This is a genomic window from Psychrobacter sp. G (genome assembly GCF_000418305.1).
Taxonomy (GTDB): Bacteria; Pseudomonadota; Gammaproteobacteria; order Pseudomonadales; family Moraxellaceae; genus Psychrobacter; species Psychrobacter cryohalolentis.
In genome coordinates, this window is sequence record NC_021661.1 from 2,721,849 (window position 1) to 2,734,854 (window position 13,006).

Below are 13,006 nucleotides of genomic sequence, written 5' to 3' on the forward strand. Positions count from 1 at the left end.
AAGAACAGCTTAATTAAGAGTAGCTTAGAAACGGTAATGAGAGAATGCTTTGTTAGCATCTGCCATGCGGTGAACTTCGTCACGCTTCTTCATAGCATTACCTTTGCCATCAGCAGCATCATTCAATTCGCCAGCTAAACGCAAAGCCATTGATTTTTCAGAACGCTTTGCAGCAGCTTCAGCTAACCAACGCATAGCCAAGGCGGTACGACGGGAGGGGCGTACTTCCATTGGCACTTGGTAGGTTGCACCACCAACACGGCGAGCTTTTACTTCAACCATTGGGCGAACATTTTCCAATACTTCTTCAAAGAAAGAAACTGGATCTTCGATGTTACGCTTTTGGCTTACTGTCTCAAGTGCACCGTAAACGATACGCTCAGCAGTAGATTTTTTACCATGACTCATGACATGGTTGATGAATTTTGCAACAGTTTGGCTACCAAACTTAGGATCCGGTAGGATCTCACGGGTAGCAACGACGCGACGTCTTGGCATAATAAATATCCTTTTCTTCAGGAGTGTCTGACATTCACAATCTCGCACCAATTAATATTGGATGGCGTTATATCGAGTTGTCAGTCAGCCTTACTGCATGGCGGTGTGTGATAAAGGTTAATGACTCATTTGGTCAAAAATTACTCACATCAGACCCATGCACAGTTAATGTTTGATACAAAGAAACTCATTTAATAACGGTTAGTTATTAAACTTTAGGTTTCTTAGCACCATATTTAGAACGACCTTGCTTACGGTCTTTAACGCCTGCGCAATCTAGTGCACCACGAACGGTGTGATAACGTACACCTGGTAGATCTTTTACACGACCACCGCGGATAAGAACAACACTGTGCTCTTGTAGGTTATGACCTTCGCCGCCGATGTAGCTTGATACTTCATAACCTGAAGTCAAACGTACACGACATACTTTACGCATGGCTGAGTTAGGTTTTTTAGGGGTAGTAGTATATACGCGAGTACATACACCACGGCGTTGTGGGCACGCTTCCAACGCAGGAACTTTTGACTTTTCCTTGATGGTTTTGCGACCTTTACGAATCAATTGGTTAGTTGTTGCCATGAGGCATCCTTCTCCCGTTTGGTAAAAAACAAAAAAATAGGGAAACGCACCATCCATCTGACTTTAACGACAGATTTTGGCACACCCATTTTTAGGACAGTGTATTATAAAGACTTGTTGCTGCTATTTCAACCACTTATGAGCAGTTGGACTTTACAGCAGCGGATAGATATGTATTCGGTCTACTACTATACCACTTTATCTGTTTTTAACGGCATAACCGAAAAAACAGCTAACTAAATACGGTATCAAAAGTAGATGCTTACATCATTTAGATAAGATATTTAGAGATAAAAAACAGTCATTTACCTGAGCTATATGGCGATATCGGTTTAATTTTCAATAGAAGTAAGCCGATATCGCCAACATTAAAGATAAATAGCAATTACGTAGATCTTCAGTATTCTAAAACGAAATAATCAATAAACCTTAATGGCTTATTATTTACTCGACTTAGCAGCTGCTTTTTTTGTTTTGCTGTCAGAAGATTTATCTGCACTATTCTGCTTATCATTCTTAATGCTGTCGACTTTCTTTTCACTAGTCTTCTTTTCGTCAGCTATAGCATCAACATCATTTTGAACATCGTTTTCTTTATCGTCAGCTTTTTTCTGAGTATCTTTTGCATCCTCTTTTGCAGCATTAGCGTCTAACTTTATGTTCTTTGATGCTGCATCTTTTGATTCTTTTTCTTTCTGCTCAGTGCTGCCCGTTGCCTTACTAACCTTTACTTCGCTGCTACTATCATCAGTAATAGCACGATTGGCAAGCTTAGCTTCTGGCGCAAAAGTTGCTTGAGCAACGCCAATGACCTCATCAATCAGCTGACTGTTATAGCGCATACCAACGATAACGGCAGTGGCTGGCAGGAATCGACGTATCCATGTTAAGTTGATCTGATCCAAATCAACACCGACCTGACTGGCAATACTGTCCACTTGCTCTGCGTAAAAATTAACTTTTTTATTCTGCAAGCCTAAGTTTTTGAGCTCATTGTGTAAACCGCTGCTTTGGGCGCTATCCAGTAAACCTTTACCAATACCAATACCTGCCAGCAATGCTTGCTTCTCTTGCATTTTGCTGAGATCTGCATTGGCAAGTAACTCATAGGCCATTTTGACGCCTTGCTTGCCAGTCAACGGCTTGTTATATACAGCGCCCAATTGATAAACGGTGCGTAGAGAAACCAACAATAACCATAATGTATCCGCAAGCAAGCCCGGCAAACCTGCCAAACCTGTAACACCGCCAAGCGTCGCTAATGCACGGTTTTGATTGGCGATATCGGTCGCTAACGCGTAACGCTGCTCGTCGTCTAAGCTCACAATATTGGCAAAGCGATGCTGATTCGGTAAATCAATCTGACTCCAGTTGTCGGCAAGCTTAGCAATTTGAGCAAAAGCGCCATCAACGGTCGACTCAAAGAAGCTGTTCGGCACCACTTTTTTGGCATATTTACCATAAGCAGCAAAGCGTGTGCCCAATAACTGCTGAGTGGCTTTTAACGTTTGCTCACGGAACAAATCTTGTTGGTAATCTTCATCGCCTAAGTTCACCGCTTTAAATTGACGCGGTTTACCAGTTTTTGCATTCGCGCTATCAATCATGGCACCCATACGCTCTAGATTGCTACGCGTAAAAGAGCCAACCGTACTAATACCTTTCGATAAAGTGCTACGCTTTCCCATCTTAATATCCTTAATATGATGTTTGTTATAAAGTAATATGGTTAAAGTACTAAGTGTTAAATCACTATTGTTAAAATGCTGCTCTAACACCCTTTTTATAATAATACGCTGTTTGCCATTCTAGCGAACCCCTATTGTGAGTGTCAGTGCGAACAATGTTATCGCTATCAGCCCTTTTGTATCTAAAAGTGTCATTTATCGATAACAACTTAACCATCATAGTATATCTATTACATTAGCTCATATTAAAGAAGCTTGTACCATGGCATGCATCGCCCTTATTGTTTGCTTCTTAATAACAAACTGCATAAAACTATAGAATAACCATTGTTGCTGATAAGCCCTATTTTATTATTATTTTGCATTTACTCAAACATTTTGCCACCTCGATACGGTATCATATGCCATAATTCAAAGTACACTTGTACCATTATTTACCTGCACTCTATTTCTCTCAACTCTCTATGAATCCATGATAGCGTTAGAGTCCGCTTCTAGCACTGAAATGCCTTGATATAACAACACATTATATTATCAAAGACAGATAGAGATAAAGTGATATGGTAGAAGCAGATATTTTAAAACGATGATTAAAAGTAATTATCAAAAAAATCGTTACTAATAAGGAATATTGTATGCGCCGCGTTGTTATCACTGGAGCAGGGATTGTCTCTTGTATCGGACATGATTTGGCTACTGTCACAGAGGCTCTTAAACAAGGACGCTCTGGCATCACGTTCAACGAATCTTATGCTGAGCACGAGTTCAAATCACACGTCAGCGGCAGTATTGATCACTCACAGCTTGATACCTCAGCTATTGACCGCAAACTAAAACGGTTTTTTAGTGACGCAAGCCTATATGCTTATGTCAGCGCCCTAAATGCGATTGAGCACGCCGGTCTATCTCTCGAAACCATCAATAGTAATCCACGCGTGGGTGTGGTTGCCAGCTCTGGCGGCGCGTCAACAGAAAATATCGCCAATGCAATAGACGCCATGCGAGAAAAAGGGTTACGCGGCGTTGGTGCGATGGCTGTACCAAAAACTATGGGCAGCTCAGTATCGGCGGCGCTTGCTACTGGTCTAAAAATCCAAGGTATCTCATACTCATTAACCTCTGCTTGTGCCACATCGACGCATTGTATCGGTCATGCTGCCGAGCTGATTCAATTGGGTAAAGCCGATGTGATACTGGCTGGTGGTAGTGAGGCCGAACATTGGACACAGTCTTGTATGTTTGATGCCATGGGCGCGGTCAGCACTCAATATAACGACACCCCAGAGCTTGCCTCAAGAGCCTATGATAAAGACCGTGATGGTTTTGTTATCGCGGCAGGTGGCGCGATGGTGGTCGTTGAAAGTCTTGAGCATGCCGAGGCGCGCGGTGCCAATATCTTGGCTGAAATCGTCGGTTATGGTGCCAGCTCTGATGGCGCAGAAATGGTCGCGCCAAGCGGTGAAGGCGCAGTACGCTGTATGAAGCTGGCGCTTGCTGAAGCGGGTTTAGAAAGCGTAGATTATATCAATAGCCATGGTACCAGTACGCCACTTGGTGACATCACTGAGCTTAAAGCTATTGCTAAAGTATTTGATAACGATATCAGTAAAGTGCCTGCTATTAGCTCGACTAAGTCTATGACAGGTCATAGCTTAGGTGCGGTTGGTGCACAAGAGCTGATTTATTGCTTACTGATGTTACAAGACAGCTTTATTGCACCAAGTATCAATATTACAGAATTAGATCCGGCTGCCAAAGGCTTTGATATCGTCACTGAAAAACGCGATGTTGAGCTTGAAACTCTTATGAGCAATAGCTTTGGCTTTGGCGGTACTAATGCAACACTAATCATCAAAAAGTTTGACGCTTAAACTATGGTTGTAATAGATACTCATACCACTGTGCAGACAGATTCTGCCCTACCGCCAGCTAGCAAAACTAGCTGGCGTTTTGGTGACTTATCTGCTGCCGAATTAATGCTGCACCTGCAACGACATTTGTTAGAACAAAATAGTAAAGCAAACTGGCAGCTGGTTTGGCTCAATAATGATGGGCGACCTGTGATTGGCTTCTTACCAAAGACGAGCTGGTGCGTTTATCCTGTGACTAATGACAAGCTGCATGCTACTAAGCAGGGAAACCTTTATAAAATCGAGAAAACACGGCGTGGGCATGTTCACCTTTATAGTAATTCCAGTGATAGTGCTATTACAAGCTATATGAGTTATAGCGACTGGCAAGAAGAATTAATTGCTTACAGTCGGGCTCATGAAAATAACAGTGCTAGCTCAATTTCAATAAGTCAGGATAATCAGTCGCCGTATTATCAGCATGGCTTAATAGGTTTTATCAGTTATGACATTGGCGCTCATGAATTAAGCCCAACTGCCAATATTGAGATGGCAGCACAGCCGTGCGCGTTATTGGGGCATTATGATATTTACCTAACCGCTGATTCAGACAGTCAAAGCAGTTGGCAGCTAAAGGTAAAAAATGATAACAATAATAACTCTGACAGCAGCTCAGTCCAGCAGGATACAAATGCACTAATCAGAGTGCTGACATCTTATTTAGATGGTTTGGATAATCAACTATCGAATGAGAATGGCACTAAAAAATACTCCTGTAAAAAGCCGCCTTTATTACTAGAAGCTCAGTGGAGCAAACAGCATTATCAGCAGGCGTTTCATCAAACGCAAAATTATTTGCAACAAGGCGATTGTTATCAAATCAATTTAACCCAAGCATGGAGTGGCTATTTAAGCACTTATGAAGATAATTCAGTCACAAGCCTCATTGACTATTTACCTGCTTTGCACACTAATACCCAAGCACCTTTTGCAGGATATATAGCCATTGATAGCTATAATCATGAAGGTAAAGTAAATACATCAAACCAGCAGTTTGAATTATTAAGCTGTTCGCCGGAATTGTTTTTTACCTTTAGCAAAGATATTGAGACTGGCAAGCATCATATACGTACCAAGCCAATCAAAGGAACCATGCCGCGCGGCTTAACAATCGAACAAGATAATGACTACAAGCAGCAGTTAATCAACAGCGAAAAAGACCGTGCAGAAAACGTTATGATTGTGGATTTGTTACGTAATGACTTGGGTAAATACGCCAAAATCGGTAGCGTAAAAGTGCCTCAGCTATTTGCGATCGAGAGCTTTAGTAATGTACATCATATGGTCAGCACCATTACCGCCGAGCTCAAGACAGATACCCATCCGTTAAGCGTCTTATTTGGCAGTTTGCCTGCAGGATCAATTACTGGCACGCCAAAGAAACGGGCGGTGGAGATTATTGCAGAATTGGAAGCGGCACCGCGTAGTGCTTATTGTGGCACTATGGGCTATATGAACTTTGATGGTAGCGGTCAGTGGAATGTACTGATTCGCACACTGCAAGCGACCAGCACAGCTGACAATAGCAAACAAGTCAGTTTATGGGCGGGTGGAGGTATTACCGTTGCCTCAGACTGCGATGCTGAATATCAGGAGTGCCTAGATAAAGTCGGCAACCTATTATCTGTCCTTGCTAAAACAGCCAACCACTGAGCTTTATATTCGAAAACAGCTTAAAGCGGCACAAAAGAGCCTGCTAACATCATGTGAGCAGGCTCTTTTTATTACTTATGAAACATTGTTTTAGTACTATAGTTGAGCTAGGTATTAATTTGCCTCGACATCCGCTACAGCTTGTAGCGATTTTAACGCATCAATTAAACGCTCGTTCTGGGCAGCGGTGCCAATCGTAATGCGCAAATACTCATTAATACGCGGCTTATCAAAATGACGAACAATGATACCTTGCTCACGTAATACTTCTGCTATTTGACTGGCAGCACCATCATGAGGACGCGCAAAGACAAAGTTGGCATGTGATGGCAGTACGTCATAACCTAAGGCCGTCAACTCAGCTGTCAACGATGTACGCAAATCAATGACCTGCTGGCGGGTTTTCTCAAAGTATTCAACATCTAAGACGCTAGCTGTTGCACCAGCTTGTGCCAACTTATCAAGTGGATAGCTATTAAAGCTGTTTTTCATACGCGTTAATGCTTCAATCAACGAGGCATTACCAAATGCCATACCGACACGCAGTCCAGCAAGCGAACGCGATTTTGAAAAGGTCTGGGTAACTAGCAAGTTATCAAATTCATTAATAAGGCTAACCGCTGATACTTCTACGTCTGGACTACTCTCTTCTAGCTGAGCAAAATCAATATACGCCTCATCAATCACAATCACTGAGTTTGAGTGCTCGCCTGCAAGCTTACGGATATCAGCAAGCGACAATAATAAACCGGTTGGCGCATTTGGATTGGCAATAATGATACCACTGCAAGGTCGACGATAGGCATCAGGACTGATACTAAAATCTGCTTCTAATGGGATTTGCACAAGCTCTATACCAAAGGTATTAGCATAAACGGGATAAAAGCTGTAGCTAATATCAGGCGCCAAAATTGGGCGCTCTTTTAAGAAGAAGCTGGCAAATACCAGTGCCAATACTTCATCTGAGCCATTACCAACGAACACTTGATTGATATCAAGATCATAAAGCGTGGCCAATGCGCCGCGCAATTCTTCAGACTCAGGTGCAGGATACAAGCGCAAATCATCCGCTTGCTGCGCTAAGACTTCAATAATCGCCTCAGCCACTTTTGGTGAAGGTGGAAATGGATTTTCATTGGTGTTCAACTTGCACAAATCGTCATGCTGGGGCTGCTCGCCAGGAACATACGGCGATAAATTACGCGCTTTAGATGACCAAAGTCTGTTATCTATCTTTGATTCACTCATAAGTTATCCTACTATTAATCACAGAAATGGTTATTTCCAAAACTATTATTCCAATAATTGTTATCCAAAGACCTGTTATTCCAATAATTGTCTTTGAAAAAATTAGGACTGGTAACGATAACGGGCTGAACGCGCATGGGCTTCTAAGTCCTCATGCTGCGCTAAAATATCTGCCGTCTCAGCCAAAGGCTTACTGCCCGCTTCACTACAATAAATAATAGATGACTTCTTTTGAAAATCATAGACGCCAAGCGGTGACGAAAAGCGTGCTGTACCCGATGTCGGTAGCACATGATTCGGTCCTGCACAGTAGTCACCGATTGCCTCTGGCGTATGACGTCCCATAAAGATAGCACCTGCATGACGAATACTACCAAGCAACGCGTCTGGATTATCAACAGACAGCTCCAAATGCTCAGGCGCAACGCGATTGATAACTGCCATGCCTTCTGCACGATCTTTAACCAAGATAAGCGCGCCACGATTTTTTAGCGAATCACGAGCGATATCTGCCTTGGGTAATTCAGCCAAGGCTTTTTCAATTTCAATGGCGACTTCTTTAAGCTGTTTTTCACTTGTAGTCACAAAAATCGCTTGGGCAATACAGTCATGCTCTGCCTGTGATAATAAATCCATCGCTAACCAATCAGCACGGTCTTTCGCCGTGCCTTCTGCATAAACCAGTACCTCAGAAGGTCCGGCAATCATATCGATACCGACTTGACCAAATACCGCGCGTTTGGCGGCTGCAACATATTTGTTGCCCGGTCCAGTGATTTTATCTACTGCCGGAATCGTTTCAGTACCATATGCCAATGCCGCTACTGCTTGCGCGCCGCCAATAGTAAAAACGCGATCAACTTGTGCCAAATGCGCCGCCGCTAATACCAAGGGATTGAGCACACCTTTTGGAGCGGGTACGACCATGATGACTTCTTTGACACCAGCAACTTTGGCAGGGATAGCGTTCATTAATACTGAAGAAGGATAAGATGCCAGACCGCCCGGCACATAAATGCCGACACGGTCAAGCGGCGTGACCTTTTGACCTAAACGATTGCCGAACTCATCTTCATACTGCCATGACTCTTGTACTTGGCGCTCATGAAAGCTCTGCACGCGCGTCGCTGCTGTGGTCAGAGCGCTTTTCACGGCATCATCAAGATTGGCAAATGCTTCAGCAAGTGCCTCTTTGGATAATTCTAAAGCCTTCATCGTCGTTGCTGGATGTTGATCAAACTGCTGCGTCAATTCTAGCACCACACTATCCCCGCCATGACGGACTTTACTAATAATGTCCTCTACCGTTTTGAGTAAATCGGCATCATTAACGGTTTCAAAAGCAAGCAGTTCTATCAACTGACTGTCAAAATCGGCGTCTTGCGTACTTAATTGGCGCATGGCTTTGTCCTATATTTGAGCATGAATACGGCGGTAAAAAGGATGATATGAGGGCTTAAATGCCAGCTTATTTATAACAATCACATTCAGACTATACAGTGCTTTTATTAGCTGACATGCAAATACAATAAAACCAGTTTAGCACGCTATGTTCTCCTTAGAGCGCTAAACTGGTTTGGAATTTTGTATAACCATACTTGATATTATCAATCTACGATACGCTTTTATCATGTACTGGTTTATGAAGCATTGCTGATACTATTTTTAAAACTATCTAATATCGGCTCAAGCAACGAAAACTTGCGCTTATAACTGACTTGGTTGACGATAAGACGGGAGGAGACATCACAGATATGATCGCGCGCTTCGAGTCCATTGGCACGTAAGGTATTGCCCGTATCAACGACGTCGACTATCAAATCACCTAAACCAACCAAGGGCGCAAGTTCCATCGAGCCGTACAGCTTGATCACATCAACTTGCTGTCCTTGACTTGCAAAATAAGCACGGGCAACATTCACGTACTTGGTGGCAATACGTAGGCGACGGTTTGGCAAAGGTGCATCTTTTACGCCAGCGGTCATGAGCTTACACTGAGCAATCTTCAGATCTAATAATTCATAAACATGATTGGCGCCATGCTCAAGCAACACATCTTTACCTGCCACACCAAAATCCGCTGCACCGTGTTCAACATACGTTGGCACATCGCTTGCGCGTAAAATTAATACTCGGACATTGGGATTTGAGGTTGGAAAAATAAGCTTGCGTGAGGCTTCAGGATCTTCCAATAATTCAACGCCAGCGGCACGCAAAAGTGGCATCGTCTCTTCTAAGATACGACCCTTGGATAACGCCAGTGTTAAGCCTGAAAACTCATCATTTACTTCGTTTAATAAACCACTGGTTGGTAAGCTGTTGGTTACTTCAGTCATAGTGACGCTGGTCCGTGTGCTGATGGTGCTGAAAGTTGTCGCCGTCAAAGGGCATTTTTAATAAAATTACACTAGGCTTAAAATTTATTTTGATTATAACGCCAGTATTAATACTAGCGTTATAACTTTTAGCAAGCCATATTAATCGTTGCTGTTAATACGCTCGATATTGACACCAAGCGCACGCAATTTGTCTTCAACGTGCTCATAGCCACGGTCGATATGGTAAATGCGGTCAATTAAACTCTCACCTTCTGCTGTTGCGGCTGCCATTACCAATGACATCGAAGCACGCAAATCAGTCGCCATCACAGGCGCGGCTGTAAAGCATTCAACCCCTTTTACCACAGCCGTATGACCGTCTACTTGGATAGAGGCACCCAAACGATTAAGCTCAGGGACATGCATATAACGGTTCTCAAAGATATTTTCGATAAAGGTACTGGTGCCATCAGCCAAACAAGCAATCGCCATCACCTGTGCCTGCATATCCGTTGGAAAACCTGGATGCGGCTGGGTACGAATATCGACCGCTTTTGGTCGACCTTTCATTTGTGCGCGAATCCAATCATCACCCGTAGTGATAATTGCACCCATGTCTTCAAACTTTTCTAGCACAGGTGTTAATAGTAGCGCAGAAGTATTCTTAGTCAATACATCACCGCGTGTCATCAAAGCACCTGCAAGGTAAGAGCCTGTTTCGATACGATCTGGCACGACCGAGTACTCACAACCATGCAAGCGCTCAACGCCTTCAATCGTCATGGTTGCTGTACCAATACCACTGATTTTAGCACCCATTGCGACCAGCATATTAGCCAAATCAACCACTTCTGGCTCAAGCGCACAGTTGCCCAAAACAGTCGTGCCTTTAGCAAGTGCTGCTGCCATGATGACGTTTTCAGTACCGCCTACCGTCACCATGTCAAATGAGAACTTACAACCTAGCAGTTTGCCGCCTTTTGGTGCTTGCGCGATTACATAGCCGTTTTCTACTGTAATACTAGCACCCATTGCTTCAAAGGCTTTAAGATGCTGATCAACGGGGCGCGAACCAATCGCACAACCACCCGGCAAGGATACTTCTGCCTCACCAAAACGTGCCAACAATGGACCCAGTACTAAGATTGAGGCGCGCATGGTTTTGACTAAATCATAAGGCGCATAAAAATTATCGATACTCTTGGTATCGCAAGTGACGGTATCACCCTGCTTTTGGATTTTGATACCCATGCCACCAATCAACTCAATCAAAGTGCGCACATCTTGTAGCGATGGCACATTGTGCAATGTCGTCGGCGTTTCAGCCAATATCATAGCCGCAAGCAACGGCAACGCGGCATTTTTAGCGCCTGAAATGGTGACTTCCCCTGCGATACGACTACTACCAGTGATTAAAAATTGATCCATAAAGGTGACAACCTAACGATAAGTATAAAAATAATGAAAAACCGAATCGGTTATTAGCGGCAAAAATACTTGCTCGTGATAAACAATCCAGTCGTAAATAAAAAGCTTTAACCTACTCTAGCCTTGCGATTGAACATCCCATTCAGCAGGCGTTAACGCTTGAATATTGAGCGCATGAATATCACCACTGGCGATTTTATCATTGACCAAAGCATAAACGGCTTGCTGACGCTGCACAGCGCGTTTGCCCTCAAAACTGGCATCAACCACACGCACATCAAACTTAGTTCCTTGATTGGCAGCTTGAATAAAGGCATCTGGAAAATGCGTTTGTAAAAATGCAATCAAATCGTCAGCGTTCATGCTCATAGAATATTCTGCCTTAAGGTTTTAGATAGGGTATAGAGGTAAAGTGACGACATTATAACAAGAGTTTGACCATCTTACAGCACTGTCTTACACAACGATGCTTAACCATTATTAGCCTAAAATAGAATCAATACCCATGTCGGACTTATTAATTGCAACCCTTATTTAAGGGTTTTATCCAAATAACTTAATACTTGTGCACGTACATCATTGACCCAGCGTAGAGGTGGTGCCATCGCGCCAATACTGGTGGCATGACTGGCACCGGCAATTTCACTTGTCTGCACGGTAACACCTGCCGCTTTTAACGCCTGTGTCATTTTGATGGTATTGGTTGCATAAACAACTTTGTCTTTTTCAGCAGTCAATAATAAATACGGCGGCTGCTGCCCTTTGATCTGACGATCTGGCATTACCTCATCAGGTGTCGCGTCGGCAGCAAAAGCGGTGACGCTACTAAATTTACGAAAGTCATAACTATAAGGACCTGCAATACCAATCACTGCAGTGATATCTTTTGGCTTAATACCATAAGGCTTTAAAAAATCCTCATTGGCGACCGCAGCAACAGCGTTAAACGCTCCGGCAGAATGACCAACGACTGCAAAACGCTCTGGATTGGCATGGAAACGCTTGGCATTCTTATAGCTCCACGCAATCGCTTGCGCCGTATCTTCGACATAATCAGGATAGACATGCTCAGGGGCTTTACGATAATTAATCACTGCAGTCACATAACCTGCTTGCGCCAAACTCTGCCCGACAAAAGCATATTCTTCCTTACTACCACTCTCCCAAGAGCCGCCATGAACGAATACCACCATCGGATAATCTTGTTTGATGGTGGTATTCGTTTTCATGGCCTGCGCTAAAGGTTTTGGATAGTAAATATCCAAATCTTGTAATGGCTCGTCACCATACAGAATGTCTTTACTAACCCCAATGCCGCCATTTGAAGTAATACCATTAACGATAGCAAGCGCTGATAACGCTTGTGCTTGCTGCGTCGCTAGCGCAATACTGCCCACTGCCAACGCAGTAGTAACCCCTACACGTACGAGTTTGGACATACCTACCTTAGGTCGCTGTACATCATTATTTAAAGCCTTCATAGCAGTATTCCTGTTATATGTCAGTCAGTTATAGATTTATAATCTCACCTACACTGCATTAACTATATTTGCGATTAATATTTTTTGACTGTACATATTTTACGGAATAACAGGGAATTTATCGTGCTTCTACTGTTATGGGTATTTAGTGTTCTTGTGAGTGATATTTGGACTACTTTAAGATAAAACTAGCATTAGA

At 43.2% G+C, this 13,006-nt stretch carries 11 protein-coding genes; 2 read left to right on the forward strand and 9 right to left on the reverse strand.

The annotated features are described in order from the left end of the window. Positions 1–24 precede the first annotated feature (24 nt). From rpsG to PSYCG_RS11380, 3 genes are all read right to left on the reverse strand, one after another. On the reverse strand, positions 25–498 hold the full coding sequence (gene rpsG / locus PSYCG_RS11370; protein WP_011514497.1) for a 30S ribosomal protein S7: 474 nt from the start codon (positions 496–498) through the stop codon (positions 25–27). A 208-nt stretch (positions 499–706) separates the two neighbouring features. Next, on the reverse strand, positions 707–1,081 hold the full coding sequence (rpsL, locus tag PSYCG_RS11375; protein ID WP_011281154.1) for a 30S ribosomal protein S12: 375 nt from the start codon (positions 1,079–1,081) through the stop codon (positions 707–709). A gap of 440 nt (positions 1,082–1,521) precedes the next feature. Continuing rightward, positions 1,522–2,769 (reverse strand): EcsC family protein, encoded by a 1,248-nt coding sequence (locus PSYCG_RS11380; protein ID WP_020444320.1) that lies wholly within the window; start codon positions 2,767–2,769, stop codon positions 1,522–1,524. A 635-nt stretch (positions 2,770–3,404) separates the two neighbouring features. Between PSYCG_RS11380 and PSYCG_RS11385 the strand changes: the two genes are divergently transcribed. Next, positions 3,405–4,640 (forward strand): beta-ketoacyl-ACP synthase II, encoded by a 1,236-nt coding sequence (locus PSYCG_RS11385; RefSeq protein WP_020444321.1) that lies wholly within the window; start codon positions 3,405–3,407, stop codon positions 4,638–4,640. 3 nt (positions 4,641–4,643) lie between these two features. Next, a complete protein-coding gene (locus PSYCG_RS11390; protein ID WP_020444322.1) occupies positions 4,644–6,332 on the forward strand; it encodes an anthranilate synthase component I family protein in 1,689 nt (562 codons plus the stop codon). A gap of 114 nt (positions 6,333–6,446) precedes the next feature. Here the strand turns inward: PSYCG_RS11390 and hisC are convergent, their stop codons facing one another. From hisC to PSYCG_RS11420, 6 genes are all read right to left on the reverse strand, one after another. Beyond that, positions 6,447–7,580, reverse strand: a complete 1,134-nt coding sequence (hisC, locus tag PSYCG_RS11395; RefSeq protein WP_020444323.1) for a histidinol-phosphate transaminase — start codon at positions 7,578–7,580, stop codon at positions 6,447–6,449. Between the two features lie 102 nt (positions 7,581–7,682). Then, positions 7,683–8,981 (reverse strand): histidinol dehydrogenase, encoded by a 1,299-nt coding sequence (hisD, locus tag PSYCG_RS11400; RefSeq protein ID WP_020444324.1) that lies wholly within the window; start codon positions 8,979–8,981, stop codon positions 7,683–7,685. Between the two features lie 239 nt (positions 8,982–9,220). Beyond that, positions 9,221–9,916, reverse strand: a complete 696-nt coding sequence (gene hisG, locus PSYCG_RS11405) for an ATP phosphoribosyltransferase (RefSeq protein WP_020444325.1) — start codon at positions 9,914–9,916, stop codon at positions 9,221–9,223. Between the two features lie 141 nt (positions 9,917–10,057). After that, entirely contained in the window at positions 10,058–11,326 is a 1,269-nt protein-coding gene (gene murA / locus PSYCG_RS11410; protein ID WP_020444326.1) for a UDP-N-acetylglucosamine 1-carboxyvinyltransferase, read from the reverse strand. Between the two features lie 117 nt (positions 11,327–11,443). Beyond that, on the reverse strand, positions 11,444–11,695 hold the full coding sequence (locus tag PSYCG_RS11415) for a BolA family protein (RefSeq protein WP_011514505.1): 252 nt from the start codon (positions 11,693–11,695) through the stop codon (positions 11,444–11,446). Between the two features lie 161 nt (positions 11,696–11,856). Further along, a complete protein-coding gene (locus tag PSYCG_RS11420; RefSeq protein WP_020444327.1) occupies positions 11,857–12,807 on the reverse strand; it encodes an alpha/beta hydrolase in 951 nt (316 codons plus the stop codon). Positions 12,808–13,006: the final 199 nt, after the last annotated feature.

What these genes read in the sequence shown, in the direction of transcription:
- hisD (WP_020444324.1), bottom strand. Translation starts at nt 8,981, where the DNA reads ATGCGCCAATTAAGTACGCAAGACGCCGATTTTGACAGTCAGTTGATA.
- PSYCG_RS11420 (WP_020444327.1), bottom strand. Translation starts at nt 12,807, where the DNA reads ATGAAGGCTTTAAATAATGATGTACAGCGACCTAAGGTAGGTATGTCC.
- PSYCG_RS11415 (WP_011514505.1), bottom strand. Translation starts at nt 11,695, where the DNA reads ATGAGCATGAACGCTGACGATTTGATTGCATTTTTACAAACGCATTTT.
- rpsL (WP_011281154.1), bottom strand. Translation starts at nt 1,081, where the DNA reads ATGGCAACAACTAACCAATTGATTCGTAAAGGTCGCAAAACCATCAAG.
- murA (WP_020444326.1), bottom strand. Translation starts at nt 11,326, where the DNA reads ATGGATCAATTTTTAATCACTGGTAGTAGTCGTATCGCAGGGGAAGTC.
- rpsG (WP_011514497.1), bottom strand. Translation starts at nt 498, where the DNA reads ATGCCAAGACGTCGCGTCGTTGCTACCCGTGAGATCCTACCGGATCCT.
- PSYCG_RS11380 (WP_020444320.1), bottom strand. Translation starts at nt 2,769, where the DNA reads ATGGGAAAGCGTAGCACTTTATCGAAAGGTATTAGTACGGTTGGCTCT.
- hisG (WP_020444325.1), bottom strand. Translation starts at nt 9,916, where the DNA reads ATGACTGAAGTAACCAACAGCTTACCAACCAGTGGTTTATTAAACGAA.
- PSYCG_RS11390 (WP_020444322.1), top strand. Translation starts at nt 4,644, where the DNA reads ATGGTTGTAATAGATACTCATACCACTGTGCAGACAGATTCTGCCCTA.
- hisC (WP_020444323.1), bottom strand. Translation starts at nt 7,580, where the DNA reads ATGAGTGAATCAAAGATAGATAACAGACTTTGGTCATCTAAAGCGCGT.
- PSYCG_RS11385 (WP_020444321.1), top strand. Translation starts at nt 3,405, where the DNA reads ATGCGCCGCGTTGTTATCACTGGAGCAGGGATTGTCTCTTGTATCGGA.